Source organism: Amycolatopsis keratiniphila subsp. keratiniphila (assembly GCF_001620365.2).
Classification (GTDB): Bacteria; Actinomycetota; Actinomycetes; order Mycobacteriales; family Pseudonocardiaceae; genus Amycolatopsis; species Amycolatopsis keratiniphila.
Genome location: NZ_LQMT02000039.1, coordinates 100,058 through 119,724, shown reverse-complemented (window position 1 = coordinate 119,724; position 19,667 = coordinate 100,058). Strand labels below are relative to the sequence as shown.

Genomic DNA, 19,667 nt, shown 5'->3' with positions numbered 1-19,667 from the left:
AGTTGGTGGTGGGAGCATGCTCGCCATAACGGCCTGGCGCGCGCCCCTTGACTGTCCACAAGGGACGCTGTTCGAGCGAAAATGCCCGATTTGGCCACTTTGTGCGGGGGTCGTGAGTGATTTGGGTGGTTCTAACCCTCATTATCACTCACGACCCCGTCCGGAAACGGACATAAAGGTATCAAATGGATGCCGGATCGACGCGATATGTCCCTTGTGGACACTCGGGATCAGGTCTGTCTGCATCGCCAGTCCGGACTCACGCCGCATGGGCTTTCATTCCCGTCTGCAGCTGGCGAAGAACGTCTAACGAAGGGGCTGGACATGAAAAGGGCCCCGCACGAAACCGTGCGGGGCCCTCCTCACTCAGCTCCGGATCACGGAGGCGGGAAGAGCCGCGAGCTCGACGACGTCGGCGTCTCGTCGCTTTCGACGATGAACAGCGTGATCGGCGCGTTCTTCGCGATCTTCGAACCGGCCTGCGGGTTGGTCTTGCTGACCTTGCCCGCCAGATCCTTGTCACCGTTCTTGTCGGCCTGCGTGTCCAGCTGACCGTTCCAGCCCAGCTGCTGCAACTGGCGGAGTGCCTGATCCTCGGTCATGCCCTTCAGGTTCGGCATGTCGAAGGTCTCCTGGTTGCCGTTCGACACCGACAGCTTGACCACACTGCCGACGGCCAGCTTGCCGCCGTTCGGGGTCTGGTCGATCACGGTGCCCTTGGGCTGGTCGGAGTCGACGTTGGTGACCTGCGGGGTGAACCCGGCCGCCTTCAACCCGGCTTCGGCCTCGGCCTGAGTCTTGCCCTTGTAGTTCGGGACCGTCTTCAGTTCCTTGGACTTGCCGACCGTGATGTCGACCCTCGAACCCTGGTCGACCTCGGCCTGCGCGCTCGGGTTCTGCGACATGACCTTGCCTGCCTGGTTCGGGTCTTCGGTCTCTTCCTCGCTGGTCGCACCGAGCTTCAGACCGGCTTCGGTCAGCGCCGTGGTGGCCTCGGAGACGCTCTTGCCCTTGAGGTCCGGCGTCTTGACCTTGCCCGGCTTCGCGCCGACGGTCAGCGTGATCTTGTCCGAGGTCGGTACCACCTGCCCCTCGGCGGGGTTGATGCTGATGACCTTGTCGATCTGGTTCTCGTCACACGAGGGCTGGCCGTTCACGGACTCGCCGGTGCAAGTGATCTTCTTGGTTTCGAGTGAGGTGAAGCCGGCGCCGCGCAGCGTGTCCTTCGCCGAGACCTCGGACTGCCCGACCACCTTCGGGACCGTCTTGCTCTCCGCACCGGCGCCCTGGAAAGCACCCATCAGCCACATGATCAGCAGCACGATGGCGGCCAGCGAGACCACGAGACCGGCGATGAGCCAGGCGCGCCGCTTCTTCTTCGCGGCCGGGTCTTCGTCGTCTTCCTCGTACTGGTCGTAGCGCGGCGGCACCCGGCGGTCGGAGTCCATGACCTGGGTGCGCTCGTCCTCCGACATCACCATCGGCGCGGCGGGCCGCTGACCGGACAGCGTCCGGACCAGGTCCGAACGCATCTCCGCGGACGACTGGTACCGGTTCGCCGGGCCCTTCGCGAGCGCCTTGAGCACGACGGCGTCGAGCTCGGGCGCCACGGCCGGGTTCACCGACGACGGCGGGTTCGGGTCTTCCCGGACGTGCTGGTACGCCACCGCCACGGGCGAGTCGCCGGTGAAGGGCGGCTCGCCGGTGATGAGTTCGTACAGCACGCAGCCGGCGGCGTAGACGTCGGAACGCGCGTCGACGGACTCACCGCGGGCCTGCTCCGGCGAGAGGTACTGCGCCGTGCCGATCACCGCGGCGGTCTGCGTCATCGCGGACTGCCCGTCGTGCATGGCGCGCGCGATGCCGAAGTCCATCACCTTGACGGCGCCGTTCTTCGTGATCATCACGTTCGCCGGTTTGACGTCGCGGTGCACGATGCCGTGCCGGTGCGAGAAGTCCAGTGCCGCGCAGACGTCGGCCATGACCTCCATGGCCCGCTTCTGCGACATCGGGCCTTCGGTCTTCACGATGTCGCGCAGAGTCCGTCCTTCGACGTACTCCATCACGATGTAGGGCAGCGGGCCGAACTCGGTGTTCGTCTCGCCGGTGTCGTAGACGGCGACGATCGCCGGGTGGTTCAGTGCCGCCGCGTTCTGTGCCTCGCGACGGAAACGTTCTTGGAACTGGGGATCCCGCGCCAGGTCGGCACGCAGGATCTTGATCGCCACCTCCCGGCCCAGGCGCACGTCGTGGCCGTGGTGGACCTCGGACATGCCTCCGTAGCCGAGCGTCTCGCCCAGCTCGTAGCGGTTGCTGAGCAGTCTTGGTGTGCTCATCTCTGCGTGCCGTTCCATTCCGTCCAAGGTTTGCTGCTCATCATTCCTGGATTCGCCTGTCCGGCCGGCTCCTCGGTGCCGCCCTCCGCCGGTGCCGCGGGGTATGCGGACGTCGGCGGAGGACCTTCGGACTTCTTACCCGGAGCCGGCGCGTGTTCACTCGTTTCCACGCCGCCCGACTGCGGTCCGTTGCCCGAACCGACCAGTCTCACGATGAGGAAGGCTCCTGCCACCAGTACTGCGATCAGGATCACCGCGAGCAGCAGCCACCAGCCCCATTGTGGCCGTCTGCCGGGCAGACGGCGGACCGCCATCGGCGGCGGGCCGGTGACCGGGTGCATCGCCGGATGCGACGCCGGTCCAACGGCCGCCATCGGGTTCGGCGGGGAGTGCGGGCCGGGCGGCACCTGCTGCGGCGGTACGGGCTGACCGGCCGAGTAGGCCACGTTCACCAGCCCGGACGGCGTCGGCAGGGGCAGACCGGCACGGACCGCGGCGACGGCGGCCGCGAACTCGCCGCCGCTGTTGTACCGCTGTCTCGGATCCTTGATCAGGGTCGCTTCGATCACCGCGCGGGCGCCCGGCGGCACGTCCGGCGGCAGCGGCGGCGGGGCGTCGCGGATGTGCATCATCGCGACCGTCACCGCGTTCTCCGAAAGGAACGGCCGGTGCCCGGTGAGGCATTCGTAGCCGCACACGGCCAGCGAGTACACGTCGCTCGCCGGTTCGGCGTTGTGCCCGAGCGCCTGCTCGGGGGCGATGTAGTGGGCAGTGCCCATGACCATGCCGGACCTGGTCACCGGGGCGGCGTCAGCGGCCTTCGCGACCCCGAAGTCGGTGATCTTCACCTGTCCCGCCGGGGTCACCATGATGTTGCCCGGTTTGACGTCGCGGTGCACAAGACCGGTTTCGTGCGCGGCCTGCAGCGCGTTACCGGCCTGCTCCAGGATGTCCAGGGTGCGCTCGGCGTTCAGCCGTCCTTCGCGGGTGATGATCGCGGCCAGCGGATCGCCTTCGACCAGCTCCATCACCAGATACGCGATCGACAGCTCGTCCGCGACCGTCTCACCGTAGTCGTGCACCGCGGCGATGCCGGGGTGGTTCAGCGACGCGGTCATCCGCGCCTCGGTCCGGAACCGGTGCAGGAACTCGGCGTCGCCGGACAGCTCCGCCTTGAGGATCTTGACCGCGACCGTCCGGTCCAGCCGCGTGTCACTGGCCTGCCAGACCTCGCCCATCCCGCCGACGGCGATCCGGTTCGTCAGCTTGTACCGGTCGGCCAGCAGCTGACCCGAGGACAGCATCCGCTATCCACCCCCGAGCATGGCGTTGACGGCGGCGCGGCCGATCTCCGCGGCCACGGTGCCACCGGTCGCTTCGAGCCCGCGGTTACCCCCGGATTCGACGATCACCGAGACGGCGATCTTCGGGTCCATGGCCGGCGCGAACCCGGTGTACCAGGCGTGCGGCGGGGTGTTCTTCGGGTCGTTGCCGTGCTCGGCGGTGCCGGTCTTGGAGGCGATCTGGATGTCGCCTCGTTTGCCCGCGCCCTTCGTGTTCTCCTCCGACGCCAGCATCATGTCGCGCAGGATCGCGGCGTTCGCGCTGGACATCGCGGCGTCACCGGTCAGCTCGGCCGGCTTGTAGTCCTCGATGGTCGACAGGTTCGGCGCCAGCAGCGCCTGCACCAGCTGCGGTTTCATCGCCATCCCGTTGTTGGCGATGGTCGCCGAAAGCAGCGCGTCCTGGATCGGGGTCAGCCGCACGTCGCGCTGTCCGATGGCGCTCTGGTACAGCGCCGCCTTCGACTCGAGGGGCCCTAGGGAGGAAGCGGCGACGCGCATCGGCACGGTCAAATCCTCGCCGACACCGAAGTTCTTCGCCGTCGCGTTCAGCTTGTCCTTGCCGAGTTCGCCGGCGAGCTCGGCGAACGGCACGTTGCAGGAATACCGCAGCGCTTCCTTCAGCGTGCTGCCCTTGCAGGCCGCGCCGCCGTAGTTCTCCAGCGTCGTCTGCGTGCCGGGGAGCTTGACGTTGGGCGCGGTGTTGACCGGCATGTCCGCCGTCTTGCCGTTCTCCAGCGCGGCCGCGGTCACCAGCAGCTTGGCCGTCGAACCCGGCGGGTAGGTCTCCGAGATCGCGCGGTTCAGCATCGGCTTCTTCGGGTCGTCGCGCCACTGGCCCCAGGCCGCGATCTGCTCCTTGCCGACATGCGAGGCGAGCTTGTTCGGGTCGTACGACGGCGTCGAGACCATCGCCAGGATGCGCCCCGTCTTCGGCTCGATCGCGACCACCGAGCCGGTGTAACCCTTCTGCGTCATCAGGTCGTACGCGGCCTTCTGCACGGCCGGGTTGATCGTCAGCCGCACGTTCCCGCCGCGCGGGTCGCGGCCGGTGACCATGTCCGACAGGCGCCGCACGAACAGCCGCGGGTCCGAGCCGTTGAGCACGTCGTCCTCGGACCGCTCCAGGCCGCCCGAGCCGTAGTTGATCGAGTAGTAGCCGGTGACCGGCGCGTACATCGGGCCGTCGGCGTAGGTCCGGATGAACTTGTACTTGTCGTTCGAGGGTTCGACCTTCGCGAGCGCCGTGCCGTCCGGCGTCACGATCAGGCCGCGCTGGCGGGAGTACTCGTCGTAGAGCACCCGCAGGTTGCGCGAGTCCGTGCGGTAGTCGTCGGCCTTGACCACCTGGATGTAGGTGGCGTTGGCGAGCAGGAGCACCACCATGACGAGCATGGCGATGCCGACCTTGCGGAGCGGGGTGTTCACGAGGCGCTCCCCTCACCGTTCGCGGGCGGCCGCTGCACCATCACCGTGTGGGCTTCGGCGAGCGGCGCCTGGGGCTGCTGCGGCTTCGGCCGCACCGCGGGTTTGCGGGCGGCGTCGGAGATTCGGAGCAGGAGGGCCACCAGGATGTAGTTCGCGAGCAGGGAAGAGCCGCCGCGCGAGAGGAACGGGGCGGTGATCCCGGTGTTCGGGATCAGGTTCGTGACGCCGCCGACGACGACGAAGATCTGCATGACCATGGCGAACGACAGGCCGCCGCCGAGGAGTTTGCCGAAGGTGTCGCGGACCGCGAGGGCGCTGCGCATCCCGCGCGTCGCCAGGATCAGGTACAGCATCAGCATCGCGGCGAGGCCGATGAAGCCGAGCTCCTCGCCGATCGCGGTGGTGATGAAGTCCGTCTTGGCCTCGGGGACCATGTCCGGCCGCCCGGCGCCGAGTCCGGTGCCGCCGACCCCGCCGGTGCCGAGCCCGAACAGCCCCTGCGCGACCTGGTAGCCGCCGCCCGCGTCGTCGTAGGTGGCGAGCGGGTCGATCCAGTTGCGGACGCGCTGCTGGACGTGCGTGAACAGGTTGTAGGCGATGATCGCGCCGGCGGCGAAGAAGCCGACGCCCAGCACCACCCAGATGATCCGCTCGGTCGCGACGTACAACATCATCAGCGTGACGCCGAAGAACAGCAGCGACGTCCCGAGGTCCTTCTCGAACACCAGCACGCCGAGGCAGGCGGCCGCCGCGATCAGGATCGGGCCGAGGTCACGGGCGCGCGGCAGCTCGACGCCGACGATCTTCTTGCCCGCGACCATGAACAGGTCTCGTTTCGTCACCAGGAACGAAGCGAAGAAGATCATCAGCAGGATCTTCGCGAACTCGCCGGGCTGGATCGAGAAGAACGGCAGCTTGATCCAGACCTTCGCGCCGTTGACCTCGGAAAGGCTCGACGGCAGCACCGCGGGCAGCGCGAGCGCCACGATGCCGACCAGGCCGCAGGTGTAGCCGTAGCGGGTCAGCGTGCGGTGGTCGCTGATCACGACCAGCACCACCACGAACAGCACCAGCGAGATCGCCGTGAACAGCACCTGCTTGGTGACGTCCGGCGTGTACTCCTTGCCCTGCTGCACCGCGCGTTCCGCGAGCGCCAGGTCGATCCGGTGGATCATCACCAGGCCGAGCCCGTTCAGGAGCGCGACGCACGGCAGGATCACCGGGTCCGCGTACGGCGCCCAGCGGCGGACCGCCAGATGCGCCGCCGTCAGCACCCCGAGGTACGACAGCCCCAGCCAGATGATCGAGCTGGTGAGCTCCTGCTCCTGGTTCGCCTCCACCAGCACGAGCGCGACGGTGACGATGAACGTCGCGAACGCCAGGAGGACGAGTTCGGTCCCGCGCCGCTTGGGCAGCTCGCGCGGAGGGTTCGTGGCGAACTGGGCCGAAGCCGGATCGGCGAGCGGCGTGCTCATCAGTTACCGCCCCCTGGTGCTGCCGTGGCCGGCGTCGAGCAGTCCCTCCCCGCTGGCTGGTTCGCCGAACTGGGCGAGGCGGGGGTAGAAGGGGCTGCCGCCGACGACGACACCGGAGGCGGTGACGAAGCGGAAGGCGGCGTGGAAGTCGAGCTGGTGTCGGGCTTGCAGTCGGCCAGTTGCTTGTGCGGCCGCAGGAAGTCGTCGATGTACTTGCGGGCGTCGTCGAGGTTGTCCTTCTTGACGCCGTTCTTCACCGCGATCCGCGCGTCCTCCTGCAACGCGGGCACCAGCAGCTTGTCGGTGCACAGCCCGCCCGGCGGGCACGAGCCCTGCTCGTAGGCGTGCAGGTCGATGCCGAGGATGCTGCCGGGGACGCCGCGGTAGATCACGACCTCCTCGCCGGGCCCCTCGCCGACGTAGTACTGGCTCAGCACGAAGTACCGCGTGGCGATCGCCGCCGCGGCCAGCACGATCAGGACGACCACCGCTCCCGCCAGCCAGCGAAATCGCCTCCGGCGCTTGACCTTGGGGTCCTCCTGCTGGGGCTGGACCTCGGGCCGCGGCTGCGGCGCGGGCTGGGTCAGCGCACGGGCGCGGGCGGCGGGGGAGTCGCCCTGGTGGAATTCGTCGCTGCCGTCCCCGGCGGCGCCGCCCACGATGGGCGCGTCCTCACCGAAGTCGACGTCGACGACGTCGGCGATGATCACCGTCACGTTGTCCGTGCCGCCGCCCTTGAGCGCCAGCTCGATCATCCGGTCCGCACAGGCCTGCGGATCCGGGATCTGGATCGCCTCGGACAGCGTTTCGTCGCTGACCATGCCGGACAGGCCGTCCGAGCAGATCAGGTACCGGTCACCGGCGCGGGCCTCGCGCACGGTCAGGCTCGGCTCGACCTCGTGCCCGGTCAGCGCCTTCAGCAGCAGCGACCGCTGCGGGTGCACCGCGGCCTCTTCCGGCGTGATCCGGCCCTGTTCGAGAAGTTCGTTGACGAAGCTGTCGTCCCGCGTGATCTGCGAGAACTGACCGCCGCGCATCAGATACGCCCGCGAGTCGCCGACGTGCACCACACCCATCCGCGAACCGGCGAACAGCACGGCGGTCAGGGTCGTGCCCATCCCGTCGAGGTCCGGGTCCTGCTGGACGAGTTCGGCGATGGCGGCGTTGCCGTTCTGGACGGCCTCTCTCAGCTGAGCGAGGAGATCGTCGCTGGGATCGTCGTCGTCGAGGGGCGCGAGTGAGGCGATGACGACCTTGCTGGCCACCTCACCCGCGGCGTGCCCACCCATGCCGTCGGCGAGGGCGAGCAGGCGGGGACCTGCGTACACGGAGTCCTGGTTGCTGGAACGCACCAGGCCCCGGTCGCTGCGAGCCGCGTAGCGGAGGACGAGAGTCATGGGCGAAGCTCGATCACCGTTTTGCCGATCCGGATGGGGACTCCGAGCGGGACCCGGAGGGGTGCCGTGACCTTAGCCCGGTCGAGGTACGTCCCGTTCGTCGAACCCAGATCTTCCACGTACCAATCCTCCCCGCGCAGGGCGATCCGGGCGTGCCGGGTCGACGCGTAGTCGTCGTCCAGCACCAGAGTCGAGTCGTCGGCGCGGCCGATCAGGATCGGCCTGCCGTCCAAGGCGATCCTGGTTCCCGCCAGCGCACCATGGGTCACGAGCAGCTGCTGCGGCGATTTCCCGCCGCGCGGCTTCTTGTTTTCCTTCTTCTTGCGGCCGAACGTCGGGACGGCCACTCGCAGCCCGGAGGCCGCGTACAGATCCGAACGGACGACACGCAACGCGGCGAACACGAAGAGCCAGAGCAGCACGAGAAAGCCCACCCTGGTGAGTTGAACGACCAGCTCTGGCACTTGTTGTGTCCGCTCCCGTTTCTCCTGTACGCCGCGGAGAGCCCGTGCCGTCCGGGATGGTCGGCTCCGAACGGCCTTGCTCTCCGCGTACGACCCGCGGTGCCGATCCACCACAGGTCCCGCACCGCAATTCTGCGATACTCCCTCCGGACGCCGCCGGTCAGCCCTGCGTACGGAACACGAGAGACGAGTGGCCGACGCGGATCACGTCGCCATCGGCCAGCTGCCAGGTCTGCACCGGGGTGCCGTTGACGGTGGTGCCGTTCGTCGAACCGATGTCCGCGAGCGTCGCGCTCTGGCCGTCCCAGGTGATCTCCAGGTGACGGCGCGAGACACCGGTGTCCGGGAGCCGGAAGTCGGCGTCCTGGCCGCGGCCCACGACGTTCCCGCCCTGCTTGAGCGAGTACGAGCGGTTCGACCCGTCGTCGAGCTGGAGGCTCGCGGTGAGCTGACGGCCCGCCGCCGGCTGGCCGCCGTAGCCGCCGCCCTGCGCGTACGGGTCCGCGGCGGGCTGGCCGTACTGCTGCTGGCCGCCGCCGTACTGGTCGTAGCCACCACCCTGCTGCTGGCCGCCGTACTGGTCGTACCCGGGCTGCTGTGCGCCGCCGCCGTAACCCTGGTCGTAGCCGCCCTGCTGTTGGCCGCCGTACTGGTCGTAGCCGGGCTGCTGTGCGCCGCCATAGCCCTGGTCGTAGCCGCCGCCCTGCTGCTGGCCGCCGCCGTACTGGTCGTACCCGGGCTGCTGACCGCCATAGCCCTGGTCGTAGCCGCCTTGCTGTTGGCCGCCGTACTGGTCGTAGCCGGGCTGCTGTGCGCCGCCGCCGTAACCCTGGTCGTAGCCGCCCTGCTGCTGGCCGCCATAACCCTGGTCGTACCCGGGCTGCTGCTGGCCAGCCTGCTGTCCGTAGCCGTACTGGCCCTGCTGGCCGTACGGGTCACCCTGGTCGTATTGGCCGTAGCCGGGGGGCTGGCTCATTGCTGGGTCTCCTGCGTTGCTGGGTCGTGCCGACCGTGACGAACCTTCGGCGCCGTGGGGCTTGACGTCGGGATCGACGGACGAACGGGTCTTGAACTGTCCAGTATGCAGCGCCTCGTTGCGCTCGAGCGAAACTACGACGTCACCATAGGTGTCCCATCCGTGCTCGGCGAGGTGTTCCTTGACCGCCTCCGCCAACACCGAGGTGACCCGCCGTTCGTCTCCGGCCATGCGCTCGTGGTCAGCCTGCCCCAACGACACGATGTAGTGGTTGGGAGCGAGCTGTCGACCACCGGCCAGCTCACGAACGTTCTCCTCGCTCTCGCGCTCGAGCGCCACCGCCACTTCCTGCGTGACGACGTTGCCACCGAACATGCGCGCGAAGGTATTGCCCACGAGGTTCTCGAGCCGTCTGTCAAACCGTTCGACGCGGCCCACCGGGCAACCCTCCTCACACGTGTGCTTCCCCGTCGATCCTATCCGGGTACGGCCAGTCGGACACGGCCCCCGGTGAAACCCGTGAAAACGGCCTGCTACGCTTTGCGAGCTGTCAGAGAACGAAGCACTCGGGCGAGTGGCGGAATGGCAGACGCGCACGGTTCAGGTCCGTGTGTCCGAAAGGACGTGAGGGTTCAACTCCCTCCTCGCCCACTCTTGGTTGAAGGCCCCTTCGCTAGCGCGACGGGGCCTTCTTTCATGTGGTCGTCGCTCGTCAGTTCCCGGGGGGCGACCCCCCCCCGGACCCCCCACGGGGCGGTTGGCAGCGTAGTTCGGTTTCGGGTGCTTCAGCCTCGTCTTTCATGCGTTTGTGCTGGTAGTTGCGATTGCGCAGCCGGTATATTTTCTGGCATGTTTTCATACCCTCTGGCTGAGGACGTGCTGCACGACCTCGGGGACAAGGTCGTCAGCGCTCTGGTCGACGCCACGCGCGCGACCAGAGTGGATCTGGCCGAGTATCGCGACACCTTCCCAAGCTGGGTCGCGGACAGTAGTGACCGTGGCCTCTCGAACTGGATTCACGACCGCCTCTGGGCGCACCTGCGGCGGGGGCTCATCGACATCGACTCGGTCGAGCTGGTGGACCAGGGCGTCACTCGCGAAGTCACGGTGGGTCTCCGGTACCGCGCTCGTGTGAAGCGGCACACGGTCCGAGATCGCATCAGGTCGTACGCCACGAAATCGGCACTTGCCTTCTGGGCGCAGTCCGAAGCTCTGGAAGGATTGGAGGAGGTTCGTCTGGGCTTCGGTTACCGCTGGGACCCCGAAGAGCGAGTGATCGGCAGCACCATCGTCTCCCTGCGCGACGGTTTGGACAAAGATGCGATCTGGGCTGTCGAGGTGGATGCTGAGGCCTGGGTACGGAAATCACCTGGACTCCTGTCGATCCGTCGCTGCCCCAGATCGACCTGTACGAGGCCTTGGCCCAAGACGAGGAGGACGAAGCGACGTGAGTGGAATCGGCGATGTGCTCGAAACACTTCGCCGCGCCCGCGGCCTGACGCAGGCTGATTTGTGCGCCAAGGCTGAGATCACTCAGGCCGCGTTGTCCCGTTACGAGAACGACCAACGTATGCCTGACGACGACGTGCTGAACCGGCTCGCGGAGTCGTTGGGTGTATCGACGCGCTTCTTGACCCGAGATCACGCTGTCCGGGGGGCGCTCGCCGTGGACGCACACATGAGGCGTCAGCGAACGACCAAAGCTTCCGCGTGGCGGAGACTGGAAGCTCGACTGAACGCCTATCGGCTCCATGTTTCCGTGTTGTTCGAAGAGGTGTCGATGCGAGCGGAACAGTCTGTCCCGACGTTCGACCCGATCGATACAACCCCTGAGCAGGCGGCCCTGATGGTGCGCGCTCAGTGGCGGCTGCCGGTCGGACCGGTGCGGCACCTGGCTCGATGGCTTGAAGCCGCTGGTTGCGTGATCCTGGAAGAGGACTTCGGCACGTCCCGTATCGACGGGCTTTCCCAGTGGATCGGCGATCATCCGGTGCTGCTGATCAACGCGGCGGCCCCGGTCGATCGGAAGCGGCTGACCCTGGCTCATGAACTCGGTCATCTCGTGCTCCACAACGGGGTCGCGACCGAAGACCCGGAGCGGGAAGCCAATGAATTCGCTGCGGAGTTCTTGATGCCGACGCATGTGATCAAGGCGGACCTCCGCCCTGTGACACTTGGGCATCTACGAGACATGAAACGGGTTTGGGGAGTCTCGATGCAAGCTCTCTTCGAGAGGGCCTACTCGCTCAGGCAGGTTTCGGCAGCGGATCGTACGAGTTTCTACAAGTCCATGAACGCTCGCGGCTGGAAAACGACCGAACCGGATGGTGATCATCTGGCTCCGGAGACCCCGCAACTCGTCACGGCGATCGGGGACACGTTGCGGGCCAAAGGTCTCACAGACGAGGAGATCGCCGAGCTGGCGGGCTTCTCGGATGGCGCTGCGGACAACCCGTTCACGCGACCGATGCGGCGATTGCAGGCCGTATAGATGTGAACGGCGCGATGAGCCCCAGGCTTGGAACCGTCGGGGGCTCATCGCGCGATGAGGTGAATCAGTTCACGCCGATGAGGTCGACGACGAAGATCAGGGTCTCGTTCGGCTTGATGACGCCGCCGGCGCCACGCTCGCCGTAGGCCAGATGCGGCGGGATGACCAGCTTGCGGCGGCCGCCGACCTTCATCCCGGCCACGCCCTGGTCCCAGCCGGGGATGACCTGGCCGGCGCCGAGGCCGAAGCGCAGCGGTTCACCGCGGTCCCACGAGGCGTCGAACTGGTCGCCGGTCGAGTGCGAGACGCCGACGTAGTGCACCGAGACGGTGTCGCCGGCCTTCGCCTCCTGGCCATCGCCGACGGTGATGTCGGACTTCTCCAGCTCGGACGGCGCGGGGCCCTCCGGGCGGTCGATCTGGGGCTTCTGCAAAGACATGTCCATAAGCTACCTGCGCAGGTAGCGGGTCCGCAGGGCGAGTGTTCCGCCGAACGGTGGCAAGAACGCGAATAGTCTTCACAAATTTGGATACCCGTGGGTAGTGTGCGCCTCGTCACTCTCCGACGACGGAGGTCTTTCATGCGACGAGGCATACGGGTCTTGACGACGCTGGCGGGGCTGACGCTGGTGGCGGGCACCGTTCCGGCACTGCAGGCGAACGCCGCGGAAGCACCACGGAACTCGGTGGTGGCGGCCGCGCTCGACGACTACTGCGGCGGCCAGTGCGGTGACATCCTCCCGCCCGGCACCAAGGGGAACGCCACGCTCGCCGAGATCCTGGCGCACAAGGCGTTCGGCACCCGGCCCGCGCATTCGGCCGATCAGCTCGGCAAATACGCCTCGCTCGCCGACGGCTACAAGACACTGACCACCGACAAGATCAACCAGTTCTTCAACGACGCCTCGTTCGGTGTTCCGTCCGGGCAGGTCGAGAGCACGATCAAACCGCGTTCGGATGTGACGATCACCCGCGACAAGGCGACCGGTGTGCCCCGGATCGTCGGCACCACGCGGCCCGGCACGATGTACGGCGCCGGATACGCCGCCGCGCAGGACCGCCTGTGGCTGATGGACATCATGCGCCGCGTGGGCCGCGGCCAGCTGACCTCGTTCGCCGGTGGTGCGCAGGGCAACCGCGAACTCGAGCAGAGCTTCTTCTCCTCGGCGCCGTACACCGAGCAGGAACTCCAGAAGCAGATCGACAACGCCGCGGCCAGTGGCCCGCGCGGCGCACAGGGCAAGGCCGACGCCGAGGCCTACGTGCAGGGCGTCAACAAGTACATCTCCGACGCGCACAGCGGCCGCTACTTCCCCGGCGAGTACGTGCTCACCGGGCACGTCGACGCGATCACGAACGCCGGGACCATCGAGCCGTTCAAGCTCACCGACCTCGTCGTGCTCGCCGCCGTCGTCGGGGCGCAGTTCGGCGCCGGCGGTGGTGGCGAGGTGCAGAACGCCATCGCGAAGATGGCGATGCAGGAGAAGTACGGCCTGGAACAAGGCGACAAGGTCTGGCGGAGCCTGCGGTCCGAGGACGATCCCGAGACCGTGAAGACACTCCACAATGGACAGACGTTCGACTACGGCAAGGCGCCGTCGAACCCGCAGGGCGCGGCGATGCCGGACAAGGGGTCGGTCACCGGGCAGCAGCTGGTCTTCGACCCGACCGGTTCCGCCGGGACGGCGACGCCCGCCAAGGTGGACGTTCCGGCGCCCGAGGACCAGAAGGCCGTCCGCGGCATCTTCGACGACGGTGTCCTGCCGGGGAACCTGCTGTCGGAGAAGCACGGTATGTCCAACGCGCTGGTGGTTTCCGGCGCCAAGACCGCGAGCGGTCACCCGGTCGCCGTCTTCGGGCCGCAGGCCGGTTACTTCGCACCGCAACTGCTGATGCTGCAGGAGATCCAGGGGCCGGGTATCAGCGCTCGAGGCGCCTCGTTCGCGGGCATCAGCATGTACGTGCTGCTCGGCCGCGGCAAGGACTACTCGTGGAGCGCGACTTCGGCGTCGCAGGACATCATCGACACCTACGCCGTCGAACTGTGCGAGCAGAACGGCTCCGCGCCGACGAAGAACTCCAACTTCTATCGCTTCCGCGGCCAGTGCCTGCCGTTTGAGATCGTCGAACGCAAGAACGCGTGGAAGCCCACGGTCGCCGACGGGACGGCCGAAGGTTCGTACACGCTGCGCAGCTTCCGCACCAAGTACGGGCCGGTGACGAGCCGGGCGCTGGTCGGCGGGAAGCCGGTGGCGTACGCGTCGCTGCGGTCGACGTTCCAGCACGAGATCGACACCATCATCGGCTTCCAGAAGTTCAACGACCCGGACGCGATCAAGTCCGCGCAGGACTTCCAGGCCGCGGCGGCCGACGTCAACCAGACCTACAACTGGTTCTACGCCGATTCGCGTGACGTCGCGTACTTCAACTCCGGCTCGAACCCCGTCCGGAATCCGAGCGTCGACCCGGCCATGCCGGTGCGGGCCGACGCGGGATTCGACTGGCAGGGCTGGAATCCCGACGGCAACCTTGCGAACTACACGCCGTCTTCGCAGCATCCGCAGTCGATCAACCAGGACTACTACATCAGCTGGAACAACGCGCAGGCCGACGGTTACGCGGCCAGCGGCGCGGACAAGAGCTCCGTGCACCGCGGCGATCTGATCGACGCGCGGGTCAAGAAGATGGTCTCCAGCGGAACCAAGGTGACGCGGGTGAACCTCACGCAGGCCATGGAGGAGGCCGCTCTCGCCGACCTCCGCGCGGAGAAGGTGCTGCCGGAACTGTTCAAGGTGATCGACAAGGCGCCGGTGACCGGCCCGGCCGCGGACGCGGTGGCGAAGCTCAAGACCTGGCTCGCCGCGGGCGGTCTGCGCTCGGAGACCTCGCCGGGCAGCAAGGCCTACGCCAACGCCGACGCGATCCGCATCATGGACGCCTGGTGGCCGCTGCTGGTCAACGCCCAGTTCAAACCCGGTATGGGCGACGCCGCCTACGGCGCCATGGTCGGCGTGCTGAAGATCAACGAGTCGCCTTCGGGCTGGCAGAACGAGGTTCCCGGCAAGCACGTCGGCCAGGGGCACGCCGGTTCGTCGTACCAGTCCGGCTGGTGGGGCTACGTGCACAAGGACATCCGTTCGGTCCTCGGGCAGAACGTGGCCGGTCCGCTCGCCGTGAAGTACTGCGGTGGCGGCGATGTCACCGCCTGCCGTCAGGTGCTGCTCGACTCGCTGACGCAGGCGGCCGCGCAGCCCGCCAACACCGTGTACCCCGGTGACGGCGACTGCGCCGCGGGCGACCAGTGGTGCGCCGACACGATCATCCATCGCGCGCTCGGCGGCATCACGCAGGACAAGATGAGCACCCAGAACCGGCCGACCTTCCAGCAGGTCGTGGAGTTCCCGGCGAAACGCGGCGACAACATCGCCAACCTGGCCACCGGCCGGTCGGTGAGCGCGAGCAGCCACGAGACCGGCTGGTACAACTCGCCGCCGTCCAACGCGATCGACGTCGACCTGTCGACGCGCTGGGCCAGCGACTGGAGCGACAATCAGTCGATCACCGTCGATCTCGGTTCGGTGCAGCGCGTGTCCCGCGTGGTCCTGCAGTGGGAATCCGCGTACGGGAAGGCGTACAAGGTGCAGGTCTCGTCCGACGGGACGAACTGGCGGGACGCGGCGTCCATAGTGGACGGAAACGGCGGAACGGACAACGTCGCGTTCGAGGCGGTGGACGGGCGCTATGTCCGGATGGCCGGGGTCCAGCGCGGGACGAAGTACGGCTACTCCCTCTACGAGTTCGAGGTGTACGCCCACTAGCTCGTGGTGTGTGATGGGCCCCTGCTCGGACGTGAGGAAGGGGCCCATCATGCACGAGATCGAGCGACTCGTTCGTCGACTCGACGCGGATGGCAGCGGCGAGGCCGAAGACGCGCAGGCGGAGCTGATCCGTCTCGGCCGTGAGACCGACGTGATCGCACCGCTCTTGCGGGCCCTGCCGACACTGAACGGGTTCGGGCAGCTGTGCGCCATCGAGATCCTTCAAGAACTCGGCGACGCCCGCGCCGGGCAGCCGCTGATCGAGCTGCTGACCAGCGAGCACGACACGGTCCGCGAGTGGTCCGCCCACGCCTTGGCCCAGCTACGCGTCATCGACGCGGTACCCGCGCTCCGGCGCGCCTTTCAAGCGTGCAAGGACCGTGGCGACCCTCCCGACTGGTCGGCTCCGGGCAGCATCCGATTCGCTTTGACCGAGCTCGGCGCTCGGCACCCCGTCGTTCCGTCGCTGACCGCGAGCCTCCGGTTCACCACGGCCTACGGGCACGAGGCATGGCCCTCGGAACGACTGATCCACGTCCTGGACGACCTCGCCGCCCATGATCAGGTGACGCTCGACTTCCAGCTCTGGCGAGTCGAACACGACGGCGGGATGTACGGGACAGAGGTCCGGTGGGAGGACGCGGACCTCGACTATTCCCAGCCTTGGGCGATGCTCGTCCAGCAAGCCCACAGTCGAGCCGCGATCGCTGCCACCCGAGCCGCCCTCGGCGCGAACGTCGTCGCCACGATCGACTGGATCGACCGAAGCGACCTCTGAAACCACGAGTGACCCGGGCCGGACGAGGGCACGGTTTACGGTGGCGGGGTGGACACGAACGACTGGTCACCCCGCACCCTCGCCGTCGCCGCCGGACGTCCGGAGGGGCCCGGCGAGCCGCTGAACGTGCCGATCGTCGCGGCGAGCACCTTCGACGCCGGCGCCGACCGCGCGTATTCGCGGCAGGACGGCACCCCGACCTGGGAGGCCCTCGAAGCCGCGATCGGCGCGCTCGAAGGCGGGCACGCCACGGCGTTCGCGTCGGGGATCGCGACGCTCAGCGCGGTCGTCGACACCCTGCCGGTCGGGGCGAAGGTCTGTGTCCCGACGTTCTCCTACGCCGGGTCTCGCGGACTGCTCGCGCACGCGCACGGCACCGGCCGCCTGGTGGTGACCGAGATCGAGCCGGAGGACACGGCCGCCTGGATCGCCGCCGCGGACGCCGACCTGCTCTGGCTCGAATCGCCGACCAACCCGACGCTCGACGTCATCGACATCGAGACGATCGCCGCCGCGGCGAACGGCCTGGTCGCGGTGGACAACACGTTCGCCACTCCGCTCGGTCAGCGGCCGCTGGAGCTCGGCGCCGACATCGTGGTGCACAGCGCGACGAAACTCATCGGCGGCCACAGCGACCTGCTGCTCGGCCTCACCATCGCGGCCGACGAAGGCGTCGCGAAAGCCTTGCGCGACGCGCGCACCAGGCTGGGGTCGACACCGGGAGCACTCGAAGCGTGGCTGGCCCTGCGCGGGCTGCGGACCCTGCCGGTGCGGCTGGCCGAGCAGACCCGCACGGCGAAGCTGCTGGCGACGCGGCTGCTCGACCACCCCGCGATCACCCGGGTGCGTTATCCCGGCTCCGGCACGATGATCGCGTTCGAACTCCCGGACGCCGAGACCGCGGACAAGGTCATCGGGTCGCTGCGGCTGATCCGCGCCGCCACCAGCCTCGGCGGGGTGGAGAGCCTGGTCGAGCGGCGGGCCTGGATGGCGGGCGACGCCCACGTGCCCGCGGGGCTCGTCCGGTTCAGCGTCGGTCTCGAAGATCCGGAAGATCTCTGGACCGATCTGGCCTCCGCGCTCGGCTAGCTTGGGCACGTGGACGAGACGAAACCGCCTCGGCGGCTCGGGCAATGGCTGTGGGGCCTGTTCTGGCTCCTGGTGCTGGGTTTCGTCGCGATCATCGCGGCGGGCCTGCTGGCCGAACTCGCGGCGACGTCCTGCCCGAGTGACGGGGTCTGGGCCTGCGACGCGGAGAACCGGACCCTCGCCACCTTCATCCCCGGGATCGGGTTCGGCCTCGGCCTCCTGCTCGCCGGGGTGGGCGGCGTCCGTGCGGTGCGGAAGCGGACGTCGCCGAAGCCCTGGCTGTTCGCCGGGGGCCTCGTCGGCGTGCTGTCGTTCGCCGTGGCCCTGTTCCTGGTGTTCTGATCGTGACCTTCAGGTTGCCCGGCACCGGCATTCCCTTTCGGGTGGGCAGTAATTCACGAACGGGTACTCCGAAGGTGTGGTTCGACCGGTGACAACGGTCCGAGTAATCACTGTGCGGAATGAAGTCGCCCAGGAAAACAGGCTTTTTCCGGCCGGGTCGCAGAAGCGGAAAAAATACTTCCGCAAGGCGGTCGTTCCGGCCCTCCGGGTGTTAACATTCCTTCGTCGCCGCAAGTTTCCCCACCGTGGAGCGACTTTCGGGGCCTTGTATCGGCCATGATCCCGGTGGCGTTACCGGTTTTCCCAGTGGTTCTTGTCACCCTCTTTTCACTACGTCGGACGATGCTTTTCCGGCAGTATCACGCTGTCACCCGATCGTGGGATTCCCCAGGGTGGTCGCACGGTGGGAGTCACCGTGTGTTGCGATGTTTTTCCACTGGGAGATCATTTTGAAGAAGACGTTGGGCCGCTTCGCGGGTGCGATGCTGGCCGGCGCCGTCATCTCGCTGGCCGTGACCCCGGCCGCGCTGGCGCAGGAAGAAACGACGACCACGCCCCCCGCGCCGACGAGCGAAACGCCCACCACGGCGCCTTCGCCTTCGTGGACCGGTGGCAAGGTGACGTCGGCTCCGCCGGAGTCGAGCGCCCCGGCCTCGTCGTCCTCGGAGCAGCCGACGCCGACCAGCAGCGACAAGCCGACTTCCGGCAAGCCGTCGCCGACCTCCACCTCGGAGAAGCCGACCACCCCGCCGGAGGAGCCCTACGTCGACAACGTCGGCGCGGGTTACATCGGTGACAACGGTGTCGGTGCGCTGGTCATCGCCTGCGAGTCGGGCGAGCCGTCGAACGTTTCGGCGCCGGACTTCGACACCCTGTACAGCAACCAGGCCGAGGACGACGGCCGCTACTGGGTCTACATCGTGAAGGTCAAGAAGTCCTTCAAGGGCAACTCCAGCACCTTCACCTGGACCTGTGACGGCAAGCCGGGCAAGGCCGACATCGAGTTCGAGGCGCCCATCGGCGGCGGCGCGGCCACCCCGGGCAAGCCGGAGAAGCAGGTCAAGTACGCCCCCAAGGGCGGCATCGAGACCGGTTTCGGCGCCACCGCGGCCTGATCGATGTCGACGAAGTTCCTGAGGCGGGGTGGCCGCGCGGTCGCGGCCACCCTCGTTCTTGCCCTCGCCCTGACCGGCTGTGGTTCCGAGGAACCGGCGCCCGCGGCACAGCAGGCCCCGGCGGAATCGACCGTCCCGGTCACGAAGCCGTTCGACGGCGTCCGGCCGACGAACGTCAAGATCCCCAAGATCGGCGCGGAGTCGAACCTGATCGCGGTCGCGATCAACAAGGACGGCAAGATGGCCGTCCCTTCGGCGAAGAAGCCGATGCAGGCCGCGTGGTACCAGCTTTCGCCGGTGCCCGGCGACGTCGGCCCGGCGATCCTGCTCGGCCACGTCGACGGCAACAAGCAGCCGGGCATCTTCTACAAGCTCAAGGACGTCGACCCGGGTGACGAGGTGCTCGTCGACCGCAGCGACGGCAAGAGCCTGAAGTTCGTGGTCGAGAAGAAGGACCAGGTGCCCAAGGACCAGTTCCCCGAGGAAGCGGTCTACGGCAACACGGACAAGCCGCAGCTGCGGCTGATCACCTGTGGCGGTGTCTTCGACAAGGAAGAGCACAGCTACAAGGACAACGTCATCGTCTACGCGAACCTCGTGTCCTGACGAGCGCCAT

Annotated in this window: 16 protein-coding genes and 1 tRNA gene; 9 read left to right on the top strand and 8 right to left on the bottom strand. The window is 67.7% G+C overall.

The annotated features are described in order from the left end of the window. Window positions 1–377 precede the first annotated feature (377 nt). The 7 genes from pknB to AVR91_RS35865 all read right to left on the bottom strand — a co-directional run bounded on the left by pknB (window position 378) and on the right by AVR91_RS35865 (window position 9,857). Window positions 378–2,336 (bottom strand): Stk1 family PASTA domain-containing Ser/Thr kinase, encoded by a 1,959-nt coding sequence (gene pknB / locus AVR91_RS35895; RefSeq protein ID WP_063276784.1) that lies wholly within the window; start codon window positions 2,334–2,336, stop codon window positions 378–380. Beyond that, window positions 2,333–3,640 (bottom strand): protein kinase domain-containing protein, encoded by a 1,308-nt coding sequence (locus tag AVR91_RS35890; protein ID WP_063276724.1) that lies wholly within the window; start codon window positions 3,638–3,640, stop codon window positions 2,333–2,335. The genes pknB and AVR91_RS35890 overlap by 4 nt, the downstream gene beginning before the upstream one ends. A 3-nt stretch (window positions 3,641–3,643) precedes the next feature. Further along, a complete protein-coding gene (locus AVR91_RS35885; RefSeq protein ID WP_063276725.1) occupies window positions 3,644–5,107 on the bottom strand; it encodes a peptidoglycan D,D-transpeptidase FtsI family protein in 1,464 nt (487 codons plus the stop codon). Beyond that, window positions 5,104–6,582 (bottom strand): FtsW/RodA/SpoVE family cell cycle protein, encoded by a 1,479-nt coding sequence (locus tag AVR91_RS35880; protein ID WP_016330503.1) that lies wholly within the window; start codon window positions 6,580–6,582, stop codon window positions 5,104–5,106. Before AVR91_RS35880 ends, AVR91_RS35885 begins: the two co-directional genes overlap by 4 nt. Beyond that, on the bottom strand, window positions 6,582–7,979 hold the full coding sequence (locus AVR91_RS35875; RefSeq protein WP_063276726.1) for a PP2C family protein-serine/threonine phosphatase: 1,398 nt from the start codon (window positions 7,977–7,979) through the stop codon (window positions 6,582–6,584). Before AVR91_RS35875 ends, AVR91_RS35880 begins: the two co-directional genes overlap by 1 nt. Then, window positions 7,976–8,443, bottom strand: a complete 468-nt coding sequence (locus AVR91_RS35870; RefSeq protein ID WP_007030429.1) for an FHA domain-containing protein FhaB/FipA — start codon at window positions 8,441–8,443, stop codon at window positions 7,976–7,978. The genes AVR91_RS35875 and AVR91_RS35870 overlap by 4 nt, the downstream gene beginning before the upstream one ends. A gap of 160 nt (window positions 8,444–8,603) precedes the next feature. Beyond that, entirely contained in the window at window positions 8,604–9,857 is a 1,254-nt protein-coding gene (locus AVR91_RS35865) for a DUF3662 and FHA domain-containing protein (RefSeq protein WP_063276727.1), read from the bottom strand. 130 nt (window positions 9,858–9,987) lie between these two features. Here AVR91_RS35865 and AVR91_RS35860 point away from each other — a divergent pair. The 3 genes from AVR91_RS35860 (at window position 9,988) to AVR91_RS35850 (ending at window position 11,910) form a co-directional block, all read left to right on the top strand. After that, window positions 9,988–10,070: transfer RNA gene (locus AVR91_RS35860), tRNA-Leu, on the top strand. A gap of 198 nt (window positions 10,071–10,268) precedes the next feature. After that, window positions 10,269–10,928 carry a hypothetical protein gene (locus AVR91_RS35855; protein WP_228709434.1) on the top strand — a complete coding sequence of 220 codons (660 nt, stop codon included), beginning with the start codon at window positions 10,269–10,271 and terminating at the stop codon, window positions 10,926–10,928. After that, complete coding sequence (locus AVR91_RS35850; protein WP_063276728.1) at window positions 10,867–11,910, top strand: ImmA/IrrE family metallo-endopeptidase; 1,044 nt, start codon at window positions 10,867–10,869, stop codon at window positions 11,908–11,910. The genes AVR91_RS35855 and AVR91_RS35850 overlap by 62 nt, the downstream gene beginning before the upstream one ends. A 64-nt stretch (window positions 11,911–11,974) precedes the next feature. Here AVR91_RS35850 and AVR91_RS35845 read toward each other — a convergent pair whose 3' ends face one another. After that, window positions 11,975–12,349 (bottom strand): FKBP-type peptidyl-prolyl cis-trans isomerase, encoded by a 375-nt coding sequence (locus tag AVR91_RS35845; RefSeq protein ID WP_063276785.1) that lies wholly within the window; start codon window positions 12,347–12,349, stop codon window positions 11,975–11,977. Window positions 12,350–12,490: 141 nt separating this feature from the next. Between AVR91_RS35845 and AVR91_RS35840 the strand changes: the two genes are divergently transcribed. The 6 genes from AVR91_RS35840 (at window position 12,491) to AVR91_RS35815 (ending at window position 19,657) form a co-directional block, all read left to right on the top strand. Then, window positions 12,491–15,727, top strand: coding sequence for a penicillin acylase family protein (locus AVR91_RS35840; RefSeq protein ID WP_228709433.1), 3,237 nt, complete (start codon window positions 12,491–12,493; stop codon window positions 15,725–15,727). Window positions 15,728–15,776: 49 nt separating this feature from the next. Beyond that, window positions 15,777–16,505 carry a HEAT repeat domain-containing protein gene (locus AVR91_RS35835; RefSeq protein ID WP_063276729.1) on the top strand — a complete coding sequence of 243 codons (729 nt, stop codon included), beginning with the start codon at window positions 15,777–15,779 and terminating at the stop codon, window positions 16,503–16,505. 48 nt (window positions 16,506–16,553) lie between these two features. Beyond that, window positions 16,554–17,594, top strand: coding sequence for a trans-sulfuration enzyme family protein (locus tag AVR91_RS35830; protein ID WP_063276730.1), 1,041 nt, complete (start codon window positions 16,554–16,556; stop codon window positions 17,592–17,594). 9 nt (window positions 17,595–17,603) lie between these two features. Next, on the top strand, window positions 17,604–17,936 hold the full coding sequence (locus tag AVR91_RS35825; RefSeq protein WP_063276731.1) for a hypothetical protein: 333 nt from the start codon (window positions 17,604–17,606) through the stop codon (window positions 17,934–17,936). 449 nt (window positions 17,937–18,385) lie between these two features. Next, window positions 18,386–19,051: a hypothetical protein gene (locus tag AVR91_RS35820; RefSeq protein WP_228708072.1), complete on the top strand. Its 666-nt coding sequence runs from the start codon at window positions 18,386–18,388 to the stop codon at window positions 19,049–19,051. A gap of 3 nt (window positions 19,052–19,054) precedes the next feature. Beyond that, window positions 19,055–19,657, top strand: a complete 603-nt coding sequence (locus AVR91_RS35815) for a class F sortase (RefSeq protein ID WP_063276733.1) — start codon at window positions 19,055–19,057, stop codon at window positions 19,655–19,657. Window positions 19,658–19,667: the final 10 nt, after the last annotated feature.

Coding starts and splice junctions, on each gene's coding strand:
- pknB (WP_063276784.1), bottom strand. CDS start 2,336: ATGAGCACACCAAGACTGCTCAGCAACCGCTACGAGCTGGGCGAGACG.
- AVR91_RS35890 (WP_063276724.1), bottom strand. CDS start 3,640: ATGCTGTCCTCGGGTCAGCTGCTGGCCGACCGGTACAAGCTGACGAAC.
- AVR91_RS35880 (WP_016330503.1), bottom strand. CDS start 6,582: ATGAGCACGCCGCTCGCCGATCCGGCTTCGGCCCAGTTCGCCACGAAC.
- AVR91_RS35875 (WP_063276726.1), bottom strand. CDS start 7,979: ATGACTCTCGTCCTCCGCTACGCGGCTCGCAGCGACCGGGGCCTGGTG.
- AVR91_RS35855 (WP_228709434.1), top strand. CDS start 10,269: ATGTTTTCATACCCTCTGGCTGAGGACGTGCTGCACGACCTCGGGGAC.
- AVR91_RS35845 (WP_063276785.1), bottom strand. CDS start 12,349: ATGTCTTTGCAGAAGCCCCAGATCGACCGCCCGGAGGGCCCCGCGCCG.
- AVR91_RS35840 (WP_228709433.1), top strand. CDS start 12,491: ATGCGACGAGGCATACGGGTCTTGACGACGCTGGCGGGGCTGACGCTG.
- AVR91_RS35835 (WP_063276729.1), top strand. CDS start 15,777: ATGCACGAGATCGAGCGACTCGTTCGTCGACTCGACGCGGATGGCAGC.
- AVR91_RS35815 (WP_063276733.1), top strand. CDS start 19,055: ATGTCGACGAAGTTCCTGAGGCGGGGTGGCCGCGCGGTCGCGGCCACC.